The 22,068-nt window shown below is 63.5% G+C and carries 23 protein-coding genes; 9 read left to right on the top strand and 14 right to left on the bottom strand.

What is annotated here, in order from left to right; genetic code table 11:
- Positions 1-28 precede the first annotated feature (28 nt).
- Entirely contained in the window at positions 29-2,548 is a 2,520-nt protein-coding gene (locus tag J1C52_RS03350; RefSeq protein ID WP_227426511.1) for a penicillin-binding protein 1A, read from the bottom strand.
- Positions 2,549-2,809: 261 nt separating this feature from the next.
- Here J1C52_RS03350 and J1C52_RS03345 point away from each other — a divergent pair, with 261 nt between their 5' ends.
- Both J1C52_RS03345 and J1C52_RS03340 read left to right on the top strand, forming a co-directional pair.
- Positions 2,810-2,974: a hypothetical protein gene (locus J1C52_RS03345; RefSeq protein ID WP_227426510.1), complete on the top strand. Its 165-nt coding sequence runs from the start codon at positions 2,810-2,812 to the stop codon at positions 2,972-2,974.
- Positions 2,975-3,150: 176 nt separating this feature from the next.
- Positions 3,151-3,384 (top strand): hypothetical protein, encoded by a 234-nt coding sequence (locus tag J1C52_RS03340; RefSeq protein WP_227426509.1) that lies wholly within the window; start codon positions 3,151-3,153, stop codon positions 3,382-3,384.
- A 52-nt stretch (positions 3,385-3,436) separates the two neighbouring features.
- Here J1C52_RS03340 and J1C52_RS03335 read toward each other — a convergent pair whose 3' ends face one another.
- Positions 3,437-4,660: an N-acetylmuramoyl-L-alanine amidase gene (locus J1C52_RS03335; protein ID WP_227426508.1), complete on the bottom strand. Its 1,224-nt coding sequence runs from the start codon at positions 4,658-4,660 to the stop codon at positions 3,437-3,439.
- Between the two features lie 207 nt (positions 4,661-4,867).
- Between J1C52_RS03335 and J1C52_RS03330 the strand changes: the two genes are divergently transcribed.
- Positions 4,868-5,707 carry a DsbA family protein gene (locus tag J1C52_RS03330; RefSeq protein WP_227426507.1) on the top strand — a complete coding sequence of 280 codons (840 nt, stop codon included), beginning with the start codon at positions 4,868-4,870 and terminating at the stop codon, positions 5,705-5,707.
- A 57-nt stretch (positions 5,708-5,764) separates the two neighbouring features.
- Here the strand turns inward: J1C52_RS03330 and J1C52_RS03325 are convergent, their stop codons facing one another.
- The 3 genes from J1C52_RS03325 to J1C52_RS03315 form a co-directional block, all read right to left on the bottom strand.
- A complete protein-coding gene (locus J1C52_RS03325) occupies positions 5,765-6,187 on the bottom strand; it encodes a GlcG/HbpS family heme-binding protein (RefSeq protein ID WP_227426506.1) in 423 nt (140 codons plus the stop codon).
- A 47-nt stretch (positions 6,188-6,234) separates the two neighbouring features.
- Positions 6,235-7,392 (bottom strand): acetyl-CoA C-acyltransferase, encoded by a 1,158-nt coding sequence (locus J1C52_RS03320; protein ID WP_227426505.1) that lies wholly within the window; start codon positions 7,390-7,392, stop codon positions 6,235-6,237.
- Between the two features lie 104 nt (positions 7,393-7,496).
- Entirely contained in the window at positions 7,497-8,531 is a 1,035-nt protein-coding gene (locus tag J1C52_RS03315; RefSeq protein WP_227426504.1) for a patatin-like phospholipase family protein, read from the bottom strand.
- Positions 8,532-8,979: 448 nt separating this feature from the next.
- On the opposite strand from J1C52_RS03315, the gene J1C52_RS03310 reads away from it, so the two are divergent.
- Positions 8,980-9,216: a hypothetical protein gene (locus J1C52_RS03310; RefSeq protein ID WP_227426503.1), complete on the top strand. Its 237-nt coding sequence runs from the start codon at positions 8,980-8,982 to the stop codon at positions 9,214-9,216.
- Between the two features lie 65 nt (positions 9,217-9,281).
- On the opposite strand, the gene J1C52_RS03305 is transcribed toward J1C52_RS03310, so the two are convergent.
- Positions 9,282-10,055 (bottom strand): 3-hydroxybutyrate dehydrogenase, encoded by a 774-nt coding sequence (locus J1C52_RS03305; protein ID WP_227426502.1) that lies wholly within the window; start codon positions 10,053-10,055, stop codon positions 9,282-9,284.
- A gap of 285 nt (positions 10,056-10,340) precedes the next feature.
- On the opposite strand from J1C52_RS03305, the gene J1C52_RS03300 reads away from it, so the two are divergent.
- Positions 10,341-12,158 (top strand): extracellular solute-binding protein, encoded by a 1,818-nt coding sequence (locus tag J1C52_RS03300; protein ID WP_227426664.1) that lies wholly within the window; start codon positions 10,341-10,343, stop codon positions 12,156-12,158.
- A gap of 105 nt (positions 12,159-12,263) precedes the next feature.
- Positions 12,264-12,704, top strand: coding sequence for a DsrE family protein (locus J1C52_RS03295; protein WP_227426501.1), 441 nt, complete (start codon positions 12,264-12,266; stop codon positions 12,702-12,704).
- A gap of 182 nt (positions 12,705-12,886) precedes the next feature.
- Here J1C52_RS03295 and J1C52_RS03290 read toward each other — a convergent pair whose 3' ends face one another.
- The 4 genes from J1C52_RS03290 to serS all read right to left on the bottom strand — a co-directional run bounded on the left by J1C52_RS03290 (position 12,887) and on the right by serS (position 15,315).
- Positions 12,887-13,375: a transglycosylase SLT domain-containing protein gene (locus tag J1C52_RS03290; protein WP_227426500.1), complete on the bottom strand. Its 489-nt coding sequence runs from the start codon at positions 13,373-13,375 to the stop codon at positions 12,887-12,889.
- Complete coding sequence (locus J1C52_RS03285; RefSeq protein WP_227426499.1) at positions 13,372-13,713, bottom strand: TfoX/Sxy family protein; 342 nt, start codon at positions 13,711-13,713, stop codon at positions 13,372-13,374. Before J1C52_RS03285 ends, J1C52_RS03290 begins: the two co-directional genes overlap by 4 nt.
- Positions 13,714-13,751: 38 nt before the next feature.
- Positions 13,752-13,904: a hypothetical protein gene (locus tag J1C52_RS03280; RefSeq protein ID WP_227426498.1), complete on the bottom strand. Its 153-nt coding sequence runs from the start codon at positions 13,902-13,904 to the stop codon at positions 13,752-13,754.
- Positions 13,905-14,022: 118 nt separating this feature from the next.
- Positions 14,023-15,315 carry a serine--tRNA ligase gene (gene serS / locus J1C52_RS03275; RefSeq protein ID WP_227426497.1) on the bottom strand — a complete coding sequence of 431 codons (1,293 nt, stop codon included), beginning with the start codon at positions 15,313-15,315 and terminating at the stop codon, positions 14,023-14,025.
- 153 nt (positions 15,316-15,468) lie between these two features.
- Here serS and J1C52_RS03270 point away from each other — a divergent pair, with 153 nt between their 5' ends.
- Positions 15,469-17,109 (top strand): Ppx/GppA family phosphatase, encoded by a 1,641-nt coding sequence (locus J1C52_RS03270; RefSeq protein ID WP_370633222.1) that lies wholly within the window; start codon positions 15,469-15,471, stop codon positions 17,107-17,109.
- Here J1C52_RS03270 and J1C52_RS03265 read toward each other — a convergent pair.
- The 3 genes from J1C52_RS03265 to J1C52_RS03255 are packed head-to-tail and all read right to left on the bottom strand — an operon-like array spanning position 17,025 to position 18,663.
- Positions 17,025-17,381: an AAA+ family ATPase gene (locus J1C52_RS03265; protein ID WP_227426495.1), complete on the bottom strand. Its 357-nt coding sequence runs from the start codon at positions 17,379-17,381 to the stop codon at positions 17,025-17,027. The two genes, J1C52_RS03270 and J1C52_RS03265, sit on opposite strands and share 85 nt — an antisense overlap.
- 32 nt (positions 17,382-17,413) lie before the next feature.
- Positions 17,414-18,097 carry a molecular chaperone DjiA gene (locus J1C52_RS03260; RefSeq protein WP_227426494.1) on the bottom strand — a complete coding sequence of 228 codons (684 nt, stop codon included), beginning with the start codon at positions 18,095-18,097 and terminating at the stop codon, positions 17,414-17,416.
- Positions 18,098-18,129: 32 nt separating this feature from the next.
- Positions 18,130-18,663 (bottom strand): GNAT family N-acetyltransferase, encoded by a 534-nt coding sequence (locus J1C52_RS03255; RefSeq protein WP_227426493.1) that lies wholly within the window; start codon positions 18,661-18,663, stop codon positions 18,130-18,132.
- 133 nt (positions 18,664-18,796) lie between these two features.
- Here J1C52_RS03255 and J1C52_RS03250 point away from each other — a divergent pair, with 133 nt between their 5' ends.
- Complete coding sequence (locus J1C52_RS03250; protein WP_227426492.1) at positions 18,797-19,192, top strand: DoxX family protein; 396 nt, start codon at positions 18,797-18,799, stop codon at positions 19,190-19,192.
- An 81-nt stretch (positions 19,193-19,273) separates the two neighbouring features.
- Here J1C52_RS03250 and scpA read toward each other — a convergent pair whose 3' ends face one another.
- Positions 19,274-21,409 (bottom strand): methylmalonyl-CoA mutase, encoded by a 2,136-nt coding sequence (gene scpA, locus J1C52_RS03245; RefSeq protein ID WP_227426491.1) that lies wholly within the window; start codon positions 21,407-21,409, stop codon positions 19,274-19,276.
- Between the two features lie 105 nt (positions 21,410-21,514).
- On the opposite strand from scpA, the gene J1C52_RS03240 reads away from it, so the two are divergent.
- A complete protein-coding gene (locus J1C52_RS03240; RefSeq protein ID WP_227426490.1) occupies positions 21,515-22,036 on the top strand; it encodes a DUF4174 domain-containing protein in 522 nt (173 codons plus the stop codon).
- The last annotated feature ends 32 nt before the right edge of the window (positions 22,037-22,068 follow it).

The following is a 22,068-nucleotide window of genomic DNA, read 5'->3' as shown; positions in this document are numbered from 1 at the left end:
GGGTTGGGCAAGGGTGCGGGGCGAATGGTCAGTAAAGCCCACCCGTGGTGACGGTGCCGAAACTGGCGGGGGGCGGGGTGCCACGGCCTGCGTCTTCACGCTCGAGCGCCTCGTATTCCTCGCCCGGTGCGAACATGGGCAGATCGCCCCCCATCGCAAAGCCACCGTCAATGATGGCGGCCAGACCGAAGATCGGCTCTTCGCCCTCGCGGAAGAATTCGGCCACGACATTGGGGCCGGAGGCGTCATCGGGCAGTCGCGCGCCGGTATTGCGGTCGATTTTCAGGAAATAGCCGCCTTCGGGCACGCGGAAACGCCCGCCGCCGTATTTCTTGACGGCTTCGAGCATGAATTCGTTGAAGACCGGGCCACACATGGTGCCGCCCCCTGCCCCTTGGCCCAAGGGTCGCGGCTGGTCATAGCCCAGATAGCAGCCCGCCACGATGTTCGATGTGTAGCCCACGAACCAGACATCGCGCGCCTCGTTCGTGGTGCCGGTCTTGCCGGCAGTGGGCACCGGCAGGTTGACGGTGCGCGCCGCCGTCCCGCGTTCGACCACACCCTGCATCATAGAGGTCAGCTGATACGCCGTGACCGCATCCATTACCCGCGCACGGTCGGACGTGATCCATGGCTTGCGCCCCTCGGCCAGCCCTGCCTCGTCACAATCGACGCAGTTGCGTTGGTCATGGCGGTAGATGGTGCGCCCGTAACGGTCCTGCACGCGGTCCACCAGCGTCGGCTCCACCCGCTCGCCGCCATTGGCGAACATGGCATAGGCCGCGACCATGCGGAACAGCGTGGTTTCCTGTGACCCGAGCGCGTTGGCCAGGAATTGCTGCGCCCGGTCATAAACGCCGAAGCGTTCGGCATAACCGCCCACGACATCCATGCCCACTTCCTGCGCAAGGCGAATGGTCATCAGGTTGCGCGACATCTCGATCCCGCGCCGCACCGGGGTCGGGCCGTAGAACTGGTTGCTGGCATTGGTCGGGCGCCACACGCCTTGGGGCGTGTTGATCTCAATGGGCGCGTCGATCACGATGGTCGCGGGGGTAAAGCCGCTATCCAAGGCCGCCGCATAGACAAAGGGCTTGAAGGCAGAACCGGGCTGGCGCTGCGCCTGCGTCGCGCGGTTGAACACCGAATGCTGGTAGGAAAAGCCGCCCTGCATGGCGATGACGCGGCCATTATTGACGTCCATCGCCATGAAGCCGCCTTGGATCTCGGGGATCTGGCGCAAGGACCAGCGCTGGAAGCTGCCATCGCTGTCCGAGGTGATGGCGCGCACATAGACGACATCGCCGACATTCAGATTGTCCGACAGCGACCCGCGCGCCCAAGAGATATCGGGGCGGTCCACCACATGCGGAGCGTTCACGTCCGAGGGCACGTCTTCGATACCCAGCCGCGCGCGGTCGGGTGACACCTCGAGCACGACAGCAGGATACCAGCGATTGCCCAAGGTCACGTCACGCGCCAGTTCCAGTTCTGCAAGCGCGGCGCGCCAGTCTTCTTCATTGCCAAGCAATTCTGGCGCAATGGTCTGGCCCGTCGTGCGCAGGCGGCCAAGGCCACGGTCATACTGCTCCAACGCGCGTTGCAGCGCATGGGCGGCTTCGCGCTGCATCTCGGGATCGACGGTTGCGCGAATGCTCAAGCCTCCGCCGAAGAATTCATCCTCGCCAAAGGTGCCGGACAACTGGCGGCGCACCTCGTCGGTGAAATAGTCGCGCGGCGGCATCGCGTCGCGCGGGGACGGGAAATCGCCCGATTGCACGGTGCGCAAGGGCAGCGCCTTGGCCGCGTCATGCGTGGGGCGGTCGATATAGCCGTTGCGCAGCATCTCGCCCAGCACATAGTCGCGCCGCGCCACAACGCGGTCGTAATTGCGCACCGGGTGGTAGTTGGACGGCGCTTGCGGCAGGGCGGCCAGAAACGCCGCTTCCTCCAGCGTCAGGTCGTCCAGCGTCTTGTTGAAATAGGTCTGCGCGGCGGCGGTCACGCCATAGCTGTTCTGGCCGAGGAAAATCTCGTTCAGGTAAAGCTCCAGAATCTGGTCCTTTGTCAGCGTCCCTTCGACCCGGCTGGCAAGGATCAACTCCTTGATCTTGCGCTCGCCCGTCCGGTCGCCCGACAGAAGGAAGTTCTTCATCACCTGCTGCGTAATGGTGGACGCGCCGCGCACATTACGCCCGCGCGATTCAATTGCCTGATAGGCGGCCACGCCGATGGCGCGCAGGTCGAACCCGCCATGGACGTAGAAATTTCGGTCCTCGGCAGAGATGAATGCGTGTTTGACCAGATCGGGAATATCCTCGATCGGGGTGAACAGGCGGCGTTCCTGCGCGAATTCGTCGATCAGACGCCCCTCGCCCGAATAGATGCGGCTGATCGAGGGGGGCGCATAATTGGCAAGCTGTTCATGGCTGGGCAGGTCTTGGGCATAATACCAGAACACACCGGCAATCAGCAGCGCAGCCGCAAGCATCCCCGTGATGAGGAAGCTGAAGATACCGCCAAAGAAAGAGAAAAACGCGCGCAGCACACTCGGACCCTGTTTTGCTTATAGCCGCTTATAGGCAGATCGCGCGGTCAGGTCAAAGCATCGCCGCCTTTCGTGACGGGGCATTTTTCTTCACGTTTTCTTAATTTCGTCGCGCTTCTGCCATGAATGGGCCGGGATTGCCGCGTTCTGATGGAGCGTTGTCTGTTCCAGTGCCTGCATCCGTGTGGATGCGCCACCATCGGGGCCGCGCCCGCGCGCCCCTTGCCTGTCCACCTTGCGCCCTGCGGGACCGAACGCACCATGACCGAATCCGTCATTCTGGCTTCTGCGCTGAGCGGTTTGTGCCTTGCGGTTTTCGTGGCTGTCTGGACCGGGGTCGAGCCGTTGCGCTCTGATCTGCAAAACTCGCTGACAGATGCCGATGTCGTGGCCTTGGGCGAATTGGGCGCGGGCCAGGCTGAGTGATCGCCCGACCGCGGACGACCGCTGGATCCTGACACGACCGCAACAGCGCGTTAAGAATGGTTAACACACTGTTTCCATTTCAGCGCCGCGTTTCGATCTCAATTAGACAGCACGATTGCGCGTGTGAGTGCGGGTTTTCTGCGTAACCGAGTTGTGGGTCAAACCAACGGTGTCACATGAAAAGAGCACGCAAAAACGCTATCGTCTTGCCATTGGCAAGGTTTCTACTTTCAGAACGCGGCGCAATAACCACTGAATCGATCATTGTCGGCGCAGCAATCCTCGGCACGGCCATTGCCACCATGAGCCAAGTGCACAACGGGGTAGAACCACTTGGGGTTGAGGTGCAGACAACACTCAGCAACGCGCAGGTCGCTACGCTCGGCACGCTCGGGACCGCTCCGGAATAGGCGGCAAACTGGCAACTCGACAAACCGCTCACCTTTTGATGGTTTCGGGTGTTTACCTGTCCAAAAGCGCGCGCCGTTCGCGGTCGCGCGCGGCCCAGATTTCCAGCCCGTCGGCCACCGCCGCCGCCATGGTCGCGCGCCATTCCGGGTCGCGCAGCCGGGCCAGATCGCGCGGGCTGGACATGAAACCCAGCTCCAGCAAGGCGGACGGCATGTCTGGCGCGCGCAGGACCGAAAACGCGCCCGATTGCTCGGGCCGCGAATGCAGCCGCAGCCCCGCGGCCCCGATCCCGTCGATCAACGCGTCGGCAAGGGCCGCGTTGCGCAGCTTGGTATCTTGCCACGCGACCGACATCAGCACAGAGGCTATCTCGTCGGTGTTGCGCGACAGGTCCACCCCCGCCAGCAGGTCGTCGCGGTCATGGCGCTCTGCCAGAAGGGCGGCGGTTTCGTCGCTGGCCTCTTCCGACAGCGTGTAGACGGCAGCACCCGTGGCCAGACCTTCGGGCAACGCGTCGGCATGGATGGACAGGAACAGGTCAGCCCGCACCGCACGCGCGGCCCGCAACCGCCCATCGAGCGAGACGAAACTGTCATCCTCGCGGCTGAGATAGACATCGAAGCCTGTGCGCCGCGCCAGTTCTTCCTGCAAGACCTTGGCGAAGGCCAGCACGATCTCGGCCTCTGTCACGCCGTCGCGCACGGCACCCGGATCGACCCCGCCATGGCCGGGGTCCAGCAAGACACGCAACGGCGCGGGGCCGGTGTCGGTGCGGGGCGGCGCGGTGTCGGGGTGCAGCAGGTAATCGGAATAGCTTTGGGCGAAAGCGGCCTCGTCCACCGTGCGGGCCTCGAACGCGTCCAGCTCGGCGCGGCGCAAATTCAGCGTGATCACGGCTTGGCCTGTGTCCGGGTCAACCACCTGCTCCACCTGCTCCGGCAGCATGGGATAGGCTAGGTCCAGCACCAGCCGCGTCCAGCCATCGCCGCGCGTGCCGGTGCGCAGGCCGCGCAGGGCGTCGATCTCTGGCCAGTCCATCGCGCGAAAGTCGAGCGTGTTGAACTCCAGCACCGCGCGGGGCGGCGCGGGCAACAGGCGCAGGCGGTAGGGGACAGGCTGGCTGAGCGCCAAGTGCAGCGACACACCATCGCGCGTGCCTTGCAGCCGCGTGTCCTCTGGCACAAGCCGCGCTTGCACGCTGCCTTGGGCCATGGCCCCGGTGCAGGCCAGCCCCGACAGGCAAAGCGCCAATACCATGTGCAAAAAGCGTGTCATCTGCTGCGGTGCCCCTTTGGCGGGCACAATAGGGTGACAGCGCCGGGCGGGCAAAGCCCAACCGCGCCGGGCACACGGGAATTTGTGCAACTTGATGCAAACAAGCCGAAATCGCCCGTCGCGCAGGGTTGATTCCGGGGGGCTGGCGTTATTTAACTAGGGCCGTTGCGCATCATGGCGCCCCCAATGGTCTGACAGGAGCAAGACATGTCCCTACCCCTTAGCGATTCCGGCCTGATTGGCACCTGCCTTGCAGCTTCCGCGCTGGGGCTGGTCGTGCTGACCAGCGGCGGCGGGAGTGGGGCCGCACCTGCAAGCGACGCACCCGCCGAGGCGCATGAGACCGCCGAAGCCCTGCCACTGGGTGCAACGCCCGCGACTGGCGGCGCGGTCGATCCCGAATTCGGCGCGCAGGTCCGCGCCTACCTGTTGCAAAACCCCGAAGTGATTTTCGAGGCGGTGGCCGAGTTCGAGCGCCGCAATGCCCAAAGCCAGGCCGATATGGACGTGGCGCTGGTGCAGGCAAATGCCGATGCGCTGTTCAATGATCCCATGTCATGGGTCGGCGGCAACCCCGAAGGCGATGTCACGCTGGTCGAGTTTCTGGATTACAAATGCGGTTTCTGCAAACGCGCCATGCCCGAGGTGGACGCGCTGCTGGAAGCGGATGGCAATGTCCGCGTGATCGTCAAGGAATTGCCGATCCTTGGGCCGGAATCCGACCTGGCCGCGCGTTTCGCCATCTCGGTTCTGGATCTGGCCGGGCCAGAGGCCTATGACGCCGTGCATGTGGAACTGATGGGCTATGACGGCGCGATCACGCCCGAATACCTCGAAGAGGTGGCGGGCGATCTGGACCTCGCCCTCGATGAGATCGTGGCGCATATGGATAGCGACACCGTGACCGGCGTGATCGACAACAACCGCGCGCTGGCGCAACGTTTGCAGATCTCGGGCACACCGACCTTCGTGATGGGCGAGACGATGATCCGCGGCTTCGTGCCCGCCGATGCGCTGATCGAGGCGGCTGCGGCAGAACGCCAATAACCCTTGCGACAAGCCATGCAAGGGGTCGCGCCCGGCGCGGCCCCTTTTTGCGTGGCGCTATTCCTCGCCGACGAACCCCGCCGCCGCGATCCCGGCAAGGGCGGCTTCGGCGTCATTGTCGGACGTGTCGCCCGTGACCCCGACCGCGCCGATCACGCGGCCTTTGTCCCGCACCAGCACACCCCCCGGCACCGGCACCACTTGCCCGCCATAGACCCCGTTCACGGCGGCCATGAAATAGCCCTGCGCCTCGGCGCGCGCCATTTGTGCGCGGCCCGCCATACCCAGCATGACCGCGCCATAGGCTTTGCCATGGGCAATGGCAAAGCGGCCCGGTGCTGCGTCATCCTCGCGCTCGAAGGCCACGACATGGCCGCCCGCATCCAGCACAACGACGGAAAGCGGCTTCAGCTCCATCTCGCGGCCCTTGGCGCGGGTGGCGGCGATGATGGTGCGGGCGTGATCCAGCGTCAGTGTCATGGGATATGTCCTTTGCTTGGGGTGCGCGGGCAGTAAAGCCTGCTTTCTCAGACCGCTTCAAGCGAAACCGCAATCCCCTGCCCGCCGCCCACGCACATCGCGACCAGCGCGCGGCCCCGGCCCATCCGGGCCAGCCCATGCGCGGCCTTCACGGTCAGGATGGCCCCCGTGGCCCCGACCGGGTGGCCATGCGCAATTGCGCCGCCATCGGGGTTGGCGCGGGCGTGGTCAAAGCCCAATTCCTGCGCCACGACAAGGGCTTGGGCGGCAAAAGCCTCGTTCGATTCGATCAGGTCGAAATCGTCGATGGACAGGCCCGTCTGCGCCAAAAGCTTGCGCACCGCCAGCACCGGGCCGTAGCCCATGCGCGCGGGGTCGACGCCGCTTTGGGCAAAGCCCGTGATCCGCGCCAAGGGCGTGCGACCTGCCGGCACCGCCCGCGCCAGCACCAAGGCCGCCGCCGCATCACCCAACGCCCCGGAATTGCCCGCCGTGACCGTGCCATCCGCGACGAAAGCCGCAGGCAAGCGGCCCAACAGCTTGGCAGAGGTCGCGCGCGGCCCTTCGTCATGCGCGATCACCCGGCCATCGGGCAGCGCGATCGGGACGATCTGCGCGTCGAGCCGCCCCTCCTCTATCGCGGCGCTGGCTCGGGTATGGCTTTCCAGCGCGCAAGCATCTTGTGCTTCGCGGCTGATCCCGAACTCTTGGGCCAGTGTTTCGGCAGTGACACCCAGCTTGTAGCGGCCAAAGGGGCAGGTCAGCGCGGCATCCAGCAGGTCCACCACGGGCGTGTCGCCCATGCGTTTGCCAAAGCGCACCGCCGGGAACAGATGCGTTGTGCGGCTGATGGTTTCCACGCCCCCCACCAGCGCCACCTGCGCCTGCCCAAGCGCAAGCGCCTGCGCGCCCTGCACCACCGCTTGCAGGCCAGAGCCGCAGAGCATGTTCACATTCACCCCGCTGACCGTGTCGGGCGCGCCCGCGCCCATGGCCACGATGCGCGACAGGTAGAGGTCATTCGGCTCTGTCAGGCTGACCATGCCGAAAGCGCTATGCTCGATCTGCGCGGGATCAACCCCTGATTGCAGAATGCTTTCCCGCGCGACCCATGTGCCAAGCTCCAACGCGGAAACGCCCAACAATCCACCGCCAAACATGCCGATGGGCGTGCGCAGCCCGGATAAAATAAACAAATCTTTCATGCACCTACGCCCAAAGGTTTACCCAAGGGCATAAGAAGGGGCATCCACCGGCCGATCAACCCCTGATTTACCAAAATGGAAACAACAACCAAGGATTGTTGCAATCAGTCGAACATCGCCTCCAGATCCAGCGAGGCGCGGGTGTTCAGATCGCCCTTGTGGCGGGACAGGAACGCATCGCAGGCCTTGCGCCCGGCCTCTTTCAGGCTGTGCAGCAGATAAGGCGTGGGGGTCAGCTTGGTGTTGACCGACAGGCTGGTCATCAGCGCGTCATCCGCGATCATGTGCATCAGCACGTCTTTCATCGCCCCACGTTCGACCCGGCTTTCGGCGATCAGGCGTTTGACGAAGCGAATGGCGCGCAATTCGCGCAAGAGCGACGAGTTGAAGCTGATCTCGTTGATACGGTTCTGGATGTCTTGCGGGGTGGTCGGCACATCGTCGCGGTAAAGCGGGTTCAGGCTGACGACCAGAATGTCATCGGGCAGATCGGGCGCGAAAAGCGGAAACAGCGCAGGATTGCCGGTATAGCCACCGTCCCAATAGGCGTCGGTTTCGCCGGTGTCGGGGTCGGTGATCTCGACCGCCTGAAACAGGGTCGGCAGGCAGGCGCTGGCCAGAATGACCTCTGGCGCGATGCGCGCGCCGGAAAACACCTTGATCTTGCCGCTGCGCACATTGGTGGCGGCGATGTGCAGCTCTGGCCCCTCGCCCGCGCAGACACGGTCATAGGACAGCCCTTCGACAATGGATTGCAGCGGGTTGCGATAAAGCGGGCCCAGCGCGTAGGGACTGGCCACAAGCGACGCCGCATCGGCGGCAGAGACGGGCATAAGCCGTTCGGCCCACGCGTTCAGAACACCCACGGGCGGCAAGGCCTGCGCAATCCAGCCGGTCAGCCGCAGGTCATGCACCGCGCCAACCTTGTGCCAAAGCGTGTCGAGCGCGGCGCGCGCGCCCTTGGCCCCACCTTGCACCATGCCTGCTTTCAGCGCCGCCGCATTCAACGCGCCCGCCGATGTGCCCGAAATGGCCGCGATCTCGATGTCTTGCTCTTGTAGCAGCCGGTCCAGAACGCCCCAAGTAAAAGCGCCATGCGCGCCACCGCCTTGCAATGCCAGATTGATCCGAATGCTCATGCCCTACCCTTTCGCGCTTTTCCGTGACTTAGCGACCTCGTGGCAACTCGCCAAGGCGGATTGGCTTGGGGTATGGCGGGCGGCAGGTCTGCGCATCTAATGCCCAAAAACGCGCTTAGTTTGCCGCCAAAGCGCTCAATGTCAGCGCTCTGCGAGCATATTTAACGCGTGCACAATTTGTTGAACCGGGCTATTCGGGGGCAAGCAAGCCCGCCCAGTCGCGCGGCTGTGAGCGCTAAAACACCATGAAATCAGTGTTTTGAGCGGCTCTCTACGCATAACACGCGCTTTGGTTTCACTCACGCAGGGTCACATCCGGGAGAGCGTATCGCGAGCGATGCGTGACTTCACAAACCGGGCCTGCGACCCAATTTGGTTTGGCATGAAGCGCGACGCTTCACCGGGCCAACACCCGGACAAAAAAGAAGAAATGAAAAGGAGTTTCCTTATGAAACGTACGATCGCAACCATCGCACTGGCCACCGCAACCGCCACCAGCTTTGCCGCGCCGAGCTTTGCGGCCTTCCTCAGCGATGCCGACATCCAGCGCGTCGAGCGGCTGACGGGTGTCGAGGCCTCTGACCTGACCGTCTCGCAGGAAGCGTTCATCCATGCACTGATCGCATCGGGTGACATTAAAGATACGGATGCCGCGCAGCGCATCCGCACCGTCATCGAAGGGTAAACCACCTTTCGCCTCGCAAGCGCCCCGGCAGCCCTTGGCCGCCGGGGCGTTTTGCTGTCCGGCTCCTAAAGCGCGGTCCAGCCGCCATCGACGGAAATGGTCGTGCCGGTGATCTGCGCCGCCGCGTCAGAGCACAGGAACACCGCCGTGCCGCCCATCTGCTCGACGGTGGCGAATTCCTTCGAGGGCTGGCGCGACAGCATGACTTCCTTGATGACCGTTTCGCGGTCCATCCCATGCGTTTTCATCTGGTCGGGGATCTGGTTTTCCACGATTGGCGTCAGCACATAGCCGGGGCATATGGCGTTGCAGGTCACGCCCTTGCCCGCCGCTTCCAGCGCGGTGGTCTTGGTCAGGCCCACAATACCATGCTTGGCCGCAACATAGGCCGATTTATAGGGGCTGGCGGTCAGCCCATGCGCAGAGGAGATATTCACGATCCGCCCCCAGCCCTGCGCATACATGCCCGGCAGCGCCGCCGCCGTGGTGTGAAACGCCGAACTCAGGTTGATCGCGATAATCGCATCCCATTTCTCTGTCGGGAACTCTTCCAGCTTGGCGACATGCTGAATGCCTGCGTTATTCACCAGAATATCGCAGCCCCCCGCCTTGGCGATCAGCGCGCGGCAGTCGTCGGGCTTGGACATGTCGGCTTGGATATAGCGCACCGAAACGCCGGTTTCCTCTGCCATCCTCGCGGCAAGGGCGTGGTCATCGGCACTGTCGGTGAAAGAGTTCAGAACCACCTCTGCCCCGGCGCGCGCCAATTCCCACGCGATCCCCAGACCAATGCCCGAATTCGACCCGGTGACGATGGCGCGTTTTCCCGAAAGCTGCATGTCTTTCCCCTATGCCTTGTGCGTGTTCGCTGTCATGCAGCATAGCAAACCGCGTTGGGGATGAAAGCGGCGCGATGGATCGCACGCGCCAAGGCCAAAAAAAGCGCCCGCACAAGGCGGGCGCAAGTCATTGAGGCAGGTTTCATACAGGCAAGAAACCTATCGAGCAGTGCGTAATATATAACCCTGTTACGCGAAGGTTCCAAGCTAAAAGTTTGAAAAGCCATGGAACGCACTGTAGCGTTGCGCGAAACGATGCCCCGGTATGACCTTGGAGTTTCCGCCATGCAAACCCCGTTCCGCCCCGTTCTTGCCGCGCTTGCCGTGGTTGCGCTTTGGGCCGTGCTGCCCGCAAGCGCGGCGGCGCAGCCCGCGCATGGCATAGCTATGTATGGCGAGCCTGCCCTGCCGCAAGATTTTGCGCATTTGCCGCATGTGAACCCCGACGCCCCCAAGGGCGGGCGCATCGTGCAGGGAGAGGTCGGCAGTTTCGACTCTCTCAACCCGCATATCCTGAAGGGCAATGCGCCTTGGCAGCTGCAATACCTTGCTTATGAGGGGCTGATGGGCCGCTCTTGGGACGAGCCGTTTACGCTTTACGGGCTATTGGCCGAATCGGTAGAGGTGGACAAAGACCGCTCTTGGGTCGAATTCACGCTGAACCCGGCAGCCCGATTCTCGGATGGCAGCCCCGTCACGGTCGAAGATGTGCTGTGGTCCTTCGAGACGCTGGGCACCCAGGGCCACCCGCGCTATCACGGCACCTGGAACCGCGTGGCCCGCGCCGAAGCGGTGGGCGAGCGAGGTATTCGCTTCACATTCACCGAACCCGACCGCGAATTGCCGCTGATCCTTGGCCTGCGCCCAATTTTGAAGAAGGCGCAATGGGATGGCATTGATTTCGCCGAATCGGGCACCTCGGTCATTCCCATTACTTCAGCCCCCTATGTGGTTGACCGGTTCGAGGCCGGGCGCTCTGTCGTGTTGCGCCGCAATCCCGACTATTGGGGCCGAGACCTGCCTTTCATGCGCGGTCAGGCCAATCTGGACGAAATCCGCATGGAATTCTTCGGCGACGCGACCGCCATGTTCGAAGCCTTTACCGCAGGGCTATTGACCACCATGCGCGAAACAAGCGCCAATGCATGGAACAGCCGCTACGACTTTCCGGCGGTGCAATCGGGCGAAGTGGTGAAATCCGAAATCCCGCATCGCCGCCCTTCTGGCATGGCGGGCTTCGTGATGAACCAGCGCAACCCGCTTTTCGCAGATTGGCGCGTGCGCGAGGCGATGATCCATGCCTTCAATTTCGAATATATCTCGCAGGTGGTGAATGACGGTGTGGACCCGCGCATCACCTCTTATTTCTCGAATTCGGACCTGGCCATGCGGCCCGGTCCCGCCCAAGGCCGCGTGGCCGAGCTGCTGGCACCTTTTGCCGACAGCCTGACCCCCGGCACGCTGGAGGGCTATACCCTGCCCGTTTCTGACGGGTCTGTCGCCAATCGCGGCAATATGCGCGCGGCCACCCGCCTGCTGGCAGAGGCCGGCTGGCAGGCCGATGACGCGGGCGTGCTGCGCAACGCGGCGGGCGAGGCGTTCGAATTCACCCTGCTGTTGCGTCAGGGCGCGGCGGATCTGCAAGCGATTGCCGAGATTTATCGCGGCGCGCTGGAACGGCTGGGCATTACGGTGACGGTCACGGAAATCGACGCGGCCCAGTATACCGAACGCACCAACGCCTTCGATTTCGACATGACCTATTACATCCGTGGCCTGTCGCTTAGCCCCGGTGCCGAACAGCGGCTTTACTGGGGGTCCGAGGCTGCCGAAACCCCTGGCTCGCGCAACTGGATGGGGGTGCAGAACCCGGCGGTCGATGCGCTGGTGGCCCGGCTTCTGACTTCCGAGGACCGCGACGATTTCGTCGCGGCCACCCGCGCGCTGGACCGGGTGCTGACCGCCGGACGCCATGTGGTGCCGTTCTGGTTTTCCGACCGCGCGCGCATCGCCCATGTTGCAGAACTGCGCTACCCCGCCACCCTGCCCGCTTATGGCGACTGGATCGGCTTCCAGCCCGATGTCTGGTGGTACGAGGACTAAACCACAGGCTGCGTCAGATCGTCATGTTTGAATTCTTGCATGGGTAAGGCAAACCAAAGTCGAACCGGATATACCGGTTTGATTTCTGGATAAAGGATGCCTTCCATGTCGATCACCCGCTCGCTTTTCGCAGCCGCTGCCGTCGCCCTTGCCAGCTCGGGCGCGGCCTATGCCGACCCGGCTGAAAAGCTCGTCACCATCGTGACCAGCGACAACGCCCAGACCCAGCTCATGTCCATGGTGCTGACCGCGCAGGCGGTCGAGCAAGGGGCAGAGGCGCGCATCCTGCTGTGCGGCGCAGGTGGTGACATCGCGCTGGCCGATGCGCCCGAAAGCGCGACCGCCCCCCAGCCGCCGCGCGATGCCTCGCCCCAAGGCCTGATGAAAATGCTGATGTCGCGCGGCGTCACGGTCGAGGTGTGCGCCATCTACCTGCCCGGTCTGGGCGCGGATCAATCTGTCCTGCTCGAAGGTGTGGGCGTCGCTGCCCCGCCCGCCATGGCCGGTGCCATGCTCGATGCAGGCACCCAAGTCTGGTCCTTCTGACCTTTCATCCTTGCAAAAATATCCAAAAGGGGGCGAGCGCATTGGCATGCGCCCGCCCCCTTTCCCTTTTGGGACGCATGTCTTTTGAGCAAAACCGCGAACCACTTTTGCGCGCCATGCTTGTGCGGGGTGAGCCAGCCCCCCTTGGGCTGGCGAGGGGGGCGCGAGCGCCCCCCTTTTTCCTATCCCCGGCACTCGCGCCGAACTTCACGGTCGCGCAAGCCCGTTTCCACAAGCAGGCAGCGGTCGCGCGCCTCGTAATAATAGCCGCGCGCATACCACATAACGGCCTCGTCCAGATCGCCATCCGCGACCAGATAGGCGCCTTTCAGGTAGCGGCCGGCATATTCCAGATTGACCTCGGCGCGCAGCAGGTCTTCGGGCGGGCCTTGGTGGCCCATCTGGCGGGCGGTTTGCGGCAGGATTTGCATCAGCCCCCAATAGGGACCATTGCGCGCTTCAGCCCGGTAATCGCTTTCGCGCTGGATGACCTTGTGCAGCAGCGCCTCTGGTATCTGGTGGCGCGCGGCGTATTGCCGGATCAGCGCGCGCATTTGCGGGGTTTCACCGGGATAAAGGTTTGCCACGGGCGCAGGCGCGCGCGACACGTCCGGGCCGCCACCACAGGCGGCAAGCGATGCCACCAACACCAAGGCCAGCGCCGCTTTCATGGCTGCACCTGTGCCGCCGGGATTACACCGATCGTGTTCAAGATAGCCTCCATGCCATCAGATTTACTGGGTGTTTGCGCCTTCAGCGCGTCGAAGCGCGCGCGCAGCGCGTCCTTCTCGGCGCCTTTGCAATCGTTCCAAGGCCGCCCTTGCAGCGCCATTTCCAGAACGTAATAGCTGATGAAATGCGGTTTCGTGCCGCTGGCCAGCAATCTGGCATAGGCGGCATCGGTGCCAAGCGCGCGCAGGGTTTCGGCGTCAGGGATACCGGCACGGATGCACTCGGCCTCTGTCGCGGGGCCAAGATTGCGAATGCTGGATATGGGCGTGCCTGACATGGGCCATAGCGTTACAGCCGCATAAGGCCCCCGCCAAGTCAGATAATCGCCCAGTCGGTGATCGGCGCGGGCGTCTCGGCGGTATTTCGCGGATGGCCGGGGCGGCTATCGGCGCTGAGCGCGGGCACAGGACCGGGGCGGCGCGGGTCGCGGGGGGTGCGGATCTTGAATTGCTCTGGATCGGGGCGCATGGGAAACACTCCTGTTACAAAAACCATTCCCCATTGCGCCACGCGAATGTGGCAAGTTTCGGGCAGTAAACAGGTATTTAACCAAGTTTAACGCCCGCGTTGCCGAAATGCCCTCCCTTTAGGCAAGTGCGCCCTCTGGCGTGATCCGCGTCTTGCCGCCCAAGTAAGGGTGCAGCGCGCCCGGCAGGTCCACCCCGCCATCGGCGGTTTGGCCGTTTTCCAGCACCGCGATCAGGCAGCGCCCCACCGCGACGCCCGACCCGTTCAACGTGTGGACGAAGTCGGGCTTTGCGCCCGGCTCTGGGCGGAAGCGCGCATTCATGCGCCGCGCCTGAAAATCGCCGCAGGTCGAAACGCTGGAAATCTCGCGATAGGTGTTCTGTCCCGGCAGCCACACCTCGATGTCATGCGTTTTCTGCGCGCCAAAGCCCATGTCCCCGGTGCACAGCGCGATGGTGCGGTAAGGCAGGTTCAACGCTTCCAGCACCTCTTCGGCGCAGCGCACCATGCGGGCGTGCTCTGCAAGGCTCTCCTCGGGGCGGGTGATCGACACCATCTCGACCTTCTCGAACTGGTGCTGGCGCAACATGCCCGTGGTATCCTTGCCCGCGCTTCCCGCTTCAGACCGGAAACAGAGCGTATGCGAGCAGAAGCGCAAGGGCAGCGCGCTGCCATCGAGCACTTCGCCGGCGGCGAAATTGGTCAGCGTCACCTCGGATGTGGGGATCAGCCACCAGCCATTGGTGGTCTGATAGCTGTCCTCGGCGAATTTGGGCAATTGGCCCGTGCCGAACATGGCGTCATCGCGGACCAGAACGGGGCTGTTGACCTCTGTCAGGCCGTGGCTGTCCACATGCAGATCGGTCATGAATTGCGCCAGTGCCCGGTGCACACGGGCCACCGCGCCACGCAGCACCACGAAGCGCGAGCCGGAGAGCTTCGCCGCCAGTTGGAAATCCATGTCGCGCGAAATGCCCGCGATTTCGAAATGCTCTTTCGGGGCGAAATCGAAGCTGCGGGGAGTGCCCCAGCGGTGCAATTCCACATTGTCCGCCTCATCCGCGCCTTCGGGCACATCCGCCAGCGGCAGGTTCGGGATCGTGGCCAGAAGGTCAGACAGGTCCGCATCCTTGGTGCGCGCAACCTCGTCCAGCCGGGCCAGTTCGGCCTTTTTCTCGGCCACCAAAGCGCGCAGGCGCTCAAACTCGGCCTCGTCCCCCTTGGCCTTGGCTGCGCCCACCTGCTTCGATGCCGCGTTCTGCGCCGCTTTCTCGGTTTCCGCCTGCGCAATTGCCGCGCGGCGATCCGCATCTATCTGCAACACCTGCGCCGCCATGGGTGCCAGACCCCGCCGGGCCAAGCCCGCATCAAAGGCGTCGGGATTGTCACGAATGGCGCGAATATCGTGCATGGGAACTCTCTTGGCTTTGGGTCGAATCAGTTCGCGCCCGTTATGCCGCAATGGCGCGGCGCACGGAAGGGCGCGTGCATCTGTCATTGACCGCCCCCGCGCCAAGCCGTTAAAAGCGGTCTGAAGAACTGTCAGACAGGATGTGCGCCCCTTATGGATGGCAACTCCCCCCCGCAGACAGAAACCCTTCGCCCAACGGGCGGCGGTTTGTTCGATGAACCCCTGTTTCACAACGCCAGCGACCGCGACCTGAATCAGGTCGGGGTGATCGACGTGGGGTCGAACTCTGTCCGACTGGTCGTGTTCGACGGCGCGGCGCGCAGCCCGGCCTATTTCTTCAACGAAAAGGTGCTCTGCGGGCTGGGACGCGGCTTTGTCGAAAGCGGGCGGCTGAACCCCGACGGGCGCGAGCGTGCGCGCGCGACGATCAAGCGATTCGCGCTGCTTGCGCAGGGGATGCGCATGTCCAACCTGACCATGGTCGCCACCGCCGCCATGCGAGAGGCCGAGGACGGTGCCGAATTCCGCGCGCAGGTCGAACATGACACGGGCCTGCGGATGCGCGTCATCGACGGCGCGGAAGAGGCACGGCTGTCGGCGCAAGGCGTGCTGACCGGCTGGCCGGGGGCCAAAGGGCTGGTCTGCGACATCGGCGGCTCGTCCATGGAGCTGGCGGTCATCGGCGATGGGCAGGTGCATAACACCGTCACCTCGCCCTTGGGACCGTTCCGTCTGCAACAGGTTCCGGGCGGCAAGAAGGGCTTGCACAAGCATATCGGCAGCATCCTGAAAGACCTGCGCGCGCAGATCGGCAAACACCATGACGCGCTCTATCTGGTCGGCGGGTCATGGCGGGCGATCGCCCGGCTGGACATGGAGCGGCGCGACTACCCGCTGAAAGTGCTGCACGAATACGAGATGACGCCCAAATCCGTGCGCAAGACACTGGAATGGATCGAAGAAAACTCGATCCAAGAACTGCGCAGTCAGACGGGCATTTCCAACGAGCGGATGAGCCTTGTGCCCTTGGCCAGCCAAGTCTTGCGGCAATTGGTGCATATCTTCGGGCCGAAGAAGATCTACATCTCCAGCTACGGCATTCGCGAGGGCATCCTCTACGAACAAATGCCCCCTGCCCTGCGCGCCCGCGATCCGCTGATAGAGGCGTGCAGCTTCATGGAAAAGTCGAGCGCGCGCATCCCCGGTTTCGGCGCCCAGCTCTACGCGTTTTTGCGCCCGCTGTTCCGCTCGCGGCCGGCAGAGCGGCGGCGGCTGATCCGCGCGGCCTGCTTGCTGCATGACGTGAACTGGCGCGCGCACCCGGATTATCGGGCCGATGCCTGTTTCGACACCGCGACCCGCGCGAACCTTGGCGGCTTGTCCCATGCCGGGCGCGTGTTCTTGGGCATTGCGCTGATGTATCGCTACAAGACCGGCGGATTGCGCCCTCGCATCAAGGATGTGGCGGGGCTGTTGTCAGAGGCCGATCTGGAAGAGGCCAAGACACTGGGCCGCGCGCTGCGTTTCGGGGCCATGTTGACCATGGACCACCTGTCGCGCACCGCAGAGCTGCGGTATTTCCCGAAAAAGGCAGAGGTCGAGCTGATCCTGTCGCGCCAGATGGCGGGGCTTTACACAGAAGTGGCCGAACAGCGCTTCCGCTCTTTGGCCAACCAGTTGCGCGCGACACCGAAGGTGCGCGTGTTGCGTCACAGCTCGAACGGTTCCTCGCCGTCGGGGGCCGCATCGGGCGATGCGTCTGGCGAAGGGTCCGGCGCATCTTCGCCGGGTTGACGGCGGCGGATCAGGATATCGCCATTGGGCAGCACTTCGGGCGGGTAATATTGCGTCGCGTCGCGCATCCGCTCCATCAGGCGTTCCATTTCCGGCGTGATCGCGTTCAGCCCGCGTTCCAGCTCGCGCAGTTGCGGCTCTGCCTCTGTCATGAAATCGCGCAGCATCCGCTCCATGAAGTTGAACAGCCCCTCGCCCGCGGGCGGGTCATCCTGCGCATGGACGGGCAGCGCAAGACAAAGGGCAAGGGCTATCGGCGCGATACGTTTCATGGGGCGACGATACCACGCAGGCACAGCCCCGCTCAAGCGGCGCGGGCGGCCTGAATGTCTTCCCATGCGCGGTTGATGTCGCGCAGGCGGTTTTCAGCCAAGCGCACGGCCTCTGCGGGCACGCCGCGCGCGGCCATGCGGTCGGGGTGGCTGTCGCGGACGGCGGCGCGATAGGCGGCCTTGATCTGGTCCAAGGGCGCATCCTGCGGCACGGCCAGAACCGCGTAGGGGTCGGGCGCGATATCGCCCACGATCCGAGCGCGCAGGCAGTTGAAACAGCGCTCATCCAGCCCGAAAATTTGCGCCACTTCGGTCAGGAAGGCTTCTTCGGCGGGGTGAAAATTGCCGTCGGCAAAGGCCACTTCGAACAGCCCTTCCAGCACATCGACCAGAACCTTGTCGCCTTGGGTAAACATATCGGCGATTTTGCGGGCATATTGGTCGAACCCGGCCACATCCTGCCGCGCAAGGTTGAAGACGCGCGCGGCATTCGCCTCTTCCTCGGGCGGGATGGTAAAGACGCGCCGGAACGCCGCCACCTCGCCGCGCGTGACCTGTCCATCGGCCTTGGCAAGCTTCGCCCCCAAGGCGATGACCGCGATGGTAAAGCCCACGCTGCGCTCTGGCGGGGTGCGCAGGCGTTCGAACACGGCAGAAAGCGGCTCTCCGGCGCGGAGGGCGGCAAGAATTTCGGCAATGCGGGTCCAGATCGACATGGGGCGCAGGTTACGCGAAAGCACGGCCCGCGTCACAGGATTTTCTGCATCAGCACAAGGTCGTGGTATTGGCCGAATTTCCAGCCCACCTGGGGCATGGTGCCGACATGCACATAACCAAGCGCTGCATGAAAGCGCACCGATCCGTCATTCGACCCGGTGATCGCCGCGACCATCACATGATGCCCCGCTTGCCGCGCGTGATCTTCAAGTGCTGCCATCAGGCGCGGGCCCAAGCCCTGCCCGCGCGCCTCTGGGGCAAGGTTGATCGAATGCTCCATGCAGCGGCCATAGCCCAGCCCCGCGCGAAACTGGCCATAGGTCGCGAATCCCAGCATGGTGCCCGCCGCTTCGGCCACGAAAAACGCGCCCGGCCCGGCCTGACGGGTGGCGATCATGTCGGCAATGTCCTCGGGCGTGCGCTCGACCGGGTTGAAGGTCACGACCGTGTCGCGGATGATCGGGTTCCACAGCGCGCAAATCGCGGGGGCGTCTTGGGCGGTGGCGGGGCGGATCGTGACCATGGACTGCTCCGAAACTGGGTCTGGCGCGGCTTCCTGAGCCATGGCCCGCGCGCCGTCAAGCCCGGATTGCCCCCTGCACAGATGCACAGGGCTTGCGCATGTTTCGGGAATGGCCGCACCCCCTGTCCCCGCCCTATGTTGCACCGCAGCAAAGCAAGCGCGAAAGGATTAAACAATGACCAATACCCAACTTCTCGTGGCCCGTATCCTGATGGGTCTTCTGTTCGTCATGGCCGGTTTCGGCAAACTAGGCGATGTGGCCGGCTTCGGCGGTTACATGGCATCGGGCGGCATTCCTGCCTTCCTGGCATGGCCGGTGGTGCTGTTCGAGATCATCTTTGGCCTGGCGCTGATCGTGGGCTTCCAGACCAAGATCGTGGCCTATGCACTGGGCGCGTTCTGTGTCGTCTCTGGCCTGCTCTATCACTTTGATCTGGCCAACCAGATGCAGGTGACGCAACTGCTGAAGAACCTTGCTCTGGCCGGTGGTTACGTTGCCATCGCCGCTGCTGGTGCCGGCGCCTATTCGGTCGATGCGAAACTGGGTCAAGGCACTCTGCGCACCGCTTGAGCGCCATCACATACCTGAAAAGCGAAACGGCAGGCCCATCGGCCTGCCGTTTTTGTTTCATATCTGAGCGGACGCTCGGGCTTACCCGTGCCCGCGCGCTTGGCGCACAAGATCGAGGATCTTTTTCGCCGCCTCGGGAATATTGGTGCCGGGGCCGAAAATGGCTTTCACGCCCGCGTCGAACAGGAATTTGTAATCCTGCTGCGGGATCACGCCGCCGCAGATGACTAGAATATCCTCGGCCCCTGCCGCTTTCAGCTCTTTCACCAGTTCCGGCGCAAGCGTCTTGTGCCCCGCCGCCTGTGACGAGATGCCGATGATATGCACATCATTGTCGATCGCGTCCTGCGCGGCCTCGGCAGGCGTCTGGAACAAGGGGCCGACATCCACGTCAAAGCCGATATCGGCAAAGGCGGTGGCGATGACCTTCGCGCCCCGGTCATGCCCGTCTTGCCCCATCTTCACCACCAGCATACGCGGGCGGCGGCCCTCTGCCTCGGCGAAAGCCTCGACATCGGCCTGAATGGCAGCAAAGCCGTCATCGCCCTCATAGGCCGCGCCATAGACCCCGGCGAGGGTTTTCACCTCTGCGCGGTGACGCCCGAACACTTTTTCCATCGCCATGCTGATTTCCCCTACAGAGGCCCGTGCGCGGGCGGCTTCGACCGCGGCTTCCAACAGGTTGCCGCCCTCGGTGGCGCGGCGGGTCACTTCCGCCAATGCCGCATCGCAGGCGGATTGGTCGCGGCTGGCGCGGATACGTTCCAGCCGCGCGATCTGCGCATCGCGCACCGCTACGTTGTCGATATCCAGAATATCGAGCGGGTCTTCCTTGTCCTTACGATACTTGTTGACGCCGACGATTACCTCGTCGCCCCGGTCGATATCGGCCTGACGGCGCGCGGCGGTTTCCTCTATCCGCAGCTTGGGCATACCCGAGGCCACGGCCTTGGTCATGCCGCCCAACTCCTCGACCTCTTGCATCAGCGCCCAGGCGGCTTCTGCCAGATCATGCGTCAGCTTCTCGATGTAATAGCTGCCCGCCAGCGGGTCGACGACCTTGGTGACGCCCGTTTCCTCTTGCAAAACAAGCTGTGTGTTGCGGGCGATGCGGGCGCTGAAATCGGTGGGCAGGGCGATGGCCTCGTCCAGCGCATTGGTGTGCAGCGATTGCGTGCCGCCCAAGACCGCCGACATCGCCTCGTAAGCGGTGCGGATGACGTTGTTATAGGGGTCTTGTTCTTGCAAGGACACGCCAGAGGTCTGGCAATGCGTGCGCAACATGCTGGACTTGGGGTCTTTGGGGTTGAATTCTTCCATCACCCGTGACCACAGCAACCGCGCGGCGCGCAGCTTGGCGATTTCCATGAAGAAATTCATGCCGATGGCGAAGAAGAAGCTCAGCCGCCCCGCGAATGCGTCCACATCCATACCCCGCGCAATGGCGGTGCGGACATATTCGCGCCCATCGGCCAAGGTGAAGGCCAGTTCCTGCACCAAATTCGCGCCCGCTTCCTGCATGTGATAGCCGGAGATAGAGATCGAGTTGAACTTGGGCATCTCCGCCGAGGTGTACTCGATGATATCCGCGATGATCCGCATCGACGGCTCTGGCGGGTAGATATAGGTGTTGCGCACCATGAATTCTTTCAGAATGTCATTCTGAATGGTGCCCGACAAAAGCTTGCGGTCGACGCCTTGCTCTTCGCCCGTCACGATGAAATTCGCCAAGATCGGGATGACCGCGCCGTTCATGGTCATTGACACAGACACCTTGTCGAGCGGGATACCGTCGAACAGGATTTTCATATCCTCGACGCTATCAATGGCCACACCCGCCTTGCCCACATCGCCCAGCACGCGCGGATGGTCGCTGTCATAGCCGCGATGCGTGGCCAGATCGAAAGCGACGGACACGCCCTGCTGCCCGGCGGCAAGGTTGCGGCGGTAAAAAGCGTTCGACTCTTCGGCGGTGGAAAAGCCCGCATATTGCCGGATGGTCCAGGGGCGGCCTGCATACATCGTGGCCTTTACCCCGCGCGTGTAGGGCGCAAAGCCCGGCATATTGCCCAGATGCGGCAGGTTCGCGATGTCCTCTTCGGTGTAGAGCGGCTGCACGGGAATGCCTTCGAGCGTGTCCCATGTCAGGCTGTCAAGCGGGCGGCCCCGCAATTCCTTTGCGGCAAGCGCGGCCCAAGCGTCTTTGGCATCGCTCATGGCTGGTCCTTTCTGAGGTCTTGGGCACGCAAAGGCGCAAAAAGCGCGCGCGCCATGGTGTTTTCAAACGAAAAACGCCTATATGTCTGCCAAGCAGGAGGCGTTATGAAACCGATCTTTACCCTTGTTTTCGCGGGTCTTTTCGCAGCGACCACGGGTGCTGCGCAAAGCATTGCTGCCGATGGCACCGCAGCCCCCGCCGTCGCAACCGATGCGCCCTTGGCCGATGTGCAGGAAGCTGCACCCATGCCAGAGGACGAGCTGCTGTTTCTGGACGCGCGCGAGATCGACGTGCGCGAATATGTCTGGAACCACCGGCTGATCGTGGTCATGGCCGATACGCCTGACAACCCGCAATTCAGCCGCCAGTTGGACGAATTGCGCGAACGGGCCGACGAGATGGTCATCCGCGACGTGGTCGTGATTTTCGACGCGAACCCGGAAGATCGCAGCCCTTTGCGCCAGGTGTTGCGGCCCAACGGCTTCATGACCGCGATCATCGACAAGGATGGCGAGGTGAAGGCACGCCGCCCCGCCGTCCGCTCTGGCCGCGAATTGATGGCGGTGATCGACAAATTCCCGCTGCGCCGCCAAGAGATATTGGAACGCAACCCCGCCGGACGCTGACCCGGACGGGCACCGGGGGCGCTGCCCTCGGT

Source organism: Roseibaca sp. Y0-43 (assembly GCF_020667835.1).
GTDB lineage: Bacteria > Pseudomonadota > Alphaproteobacteria > Rhodobacterales > Rhodobacteraceae > Roseinatronobacter.
Note: the sequence above shows the minus strand (reverse complement) of the source record. Positions and strands in the feature narration are given on the sequence as shown.

Coding starts and splice junctions, on each gene's coding strand:
- J1C52_RS03345 (WP_227426510.1), top strand. CDS start 2,810: ATGACCGAATCCGTCATTCTGGCTTCTGCGCTGAGCGGTTTGTGCCTT.
- J1C52_RS03340 (WP_227426509.1), top strand. CDS start 3,151: ATGAAAAGAGCACGCAAAAACGCTATCGTCTTGCCATTGGCAAGGTTT.
- J1C52_RS03335 (WP_227426508.1), bottom strand. CDS start 4,660: ATGACACGCTTTTTGCACATGGTATTGGCGCTTTGCCTGTCGGGGCTG.
- J1C52_RS03330 (WP_227426507.1), top strand. CDS start 4,868: ATGTCCCTACCCCTTAGCGATTCCGGCCTGATTGGCACCTGCCTTGCA.
- J1C52_RS03325 (WP_227426506.1), bottom strand. CDS start 6,187: ATGACACTGACGCTGGATCACGCCCGCACCATCATCGCCGCCACCCGC.
- J1C52_RS03320 (WP_227426505.1), bottom strand. CDS start 7,392: ATGAAAGATTTGTTTATTTTATCCGGGCTGCGCACGCCCATCGGCATG.
- J1C52_RS03315 (WP_227426504.1), bottom strand. CDS start 8,531: ATGAGCATTCGGATCAATCTGGCATTGCAAGGCGGTGGCGCGCATGGC.
- J1C52_RS03310 (WP_227426503.1), top strand. CDS start 8,980: ATGAAACGTACGATCGCAACCATCGCACTGGCCACCGCAACCGCCACC.
- J1C52_RS03305 (WP_227426502.1), bottom strand. CDS start 10,055: ATGCAGCTTTCGGGAAAACGCGCCATCGTCACCGGGTCGAATTCGGGC.
- J1C52_RS03300 (WP_227426664.1), top strand. CDS start 10,341: ATGCAAACCCCGTTCCGCCCCGTTCTTGCCGCGCTTGCCGTGGTTGCG.
- J1C52_RS03295 (WP_227426501.1), top strand. CDS start 12,264: ATGTCGATCACCCGCTCGCTTTTCGCAGCCGCTGCCGTCGCCCTTGCC.
- J1C52_RS03290 (WP_227426500.1), bottom strand. CDS start 13,375: ATGAAAGCGGCGCTGGCCTTGGTGTTGGTGGCATCGCTTGCCGCCTGT.
- J1C52_RS03285 (WP_227426499.1), bottom strand. CDS start 13,713: ATGTCAGGCACGCCCATATCCAGCATTCGCAATCTTGGCCCCGCGACA.
- J1C52_RS03280 (WP_227426498.1), bottom strand. CDS start 13,904: ATGCGCCCCGATCCAGAGCAATTCAAGATCCGCACCCCCCGCGACCCG.
- serS (WP_227426497.1), bottom strand. CDS start 15,315: ATGCACGATATTCGCGCCATTCGTGACAATCCCGACGCCTTTGATGCG.
- J1C52_RS03270 (WP_370633222.1), top strand. CDS start 15,469: ATGGATGGCAACTCCCCCCCGCAGACAGAAACCCTTCGCCCAACGGGC.
- J1C52_RS03265 (WP_227426495.1), bottom strand. CDS start 17,381: ATGAAACGTATCGCGCCGATAGCCCTTGCCCTTTGTCTTGCGCTGCCC.
- J1C52_RS03260 (WP_227426494.1), bottom strand. CDS start 18,097: ATGTCGATCTGGACCCGCATTGCCGAAATTCTTGCCGCCCTCCGCGCC.
- J1C52_RS03255 (WP_227426493.1), bottom strand. CDS start 18,663: ATGGCTCAGGAAGCCGCGCCAGACCCAGTTTCGGAGCAGTCCATGGTC.
- J1C52_RS03250 (WP_227426492.1), top strand. CDS start 18,797: ATGACCAATACCCAACTTCTCGTGGCCCGTATCCTGATGGGTCTTCTG.
- scpA (WP_227426491.1), bottom strand. CDS start 21,409: ATGAGCGATGCCAAAGACGCTTGGGCCGCGCTTGCCGCAAAGGAATTG.
- J1C52_RS03240 (WP_227426490.1), top strand. CDS start 21,515: ATGAAACCGATCTTTACCCTTGTTTTCGCGGGTCTTTTCGCAGCGACC.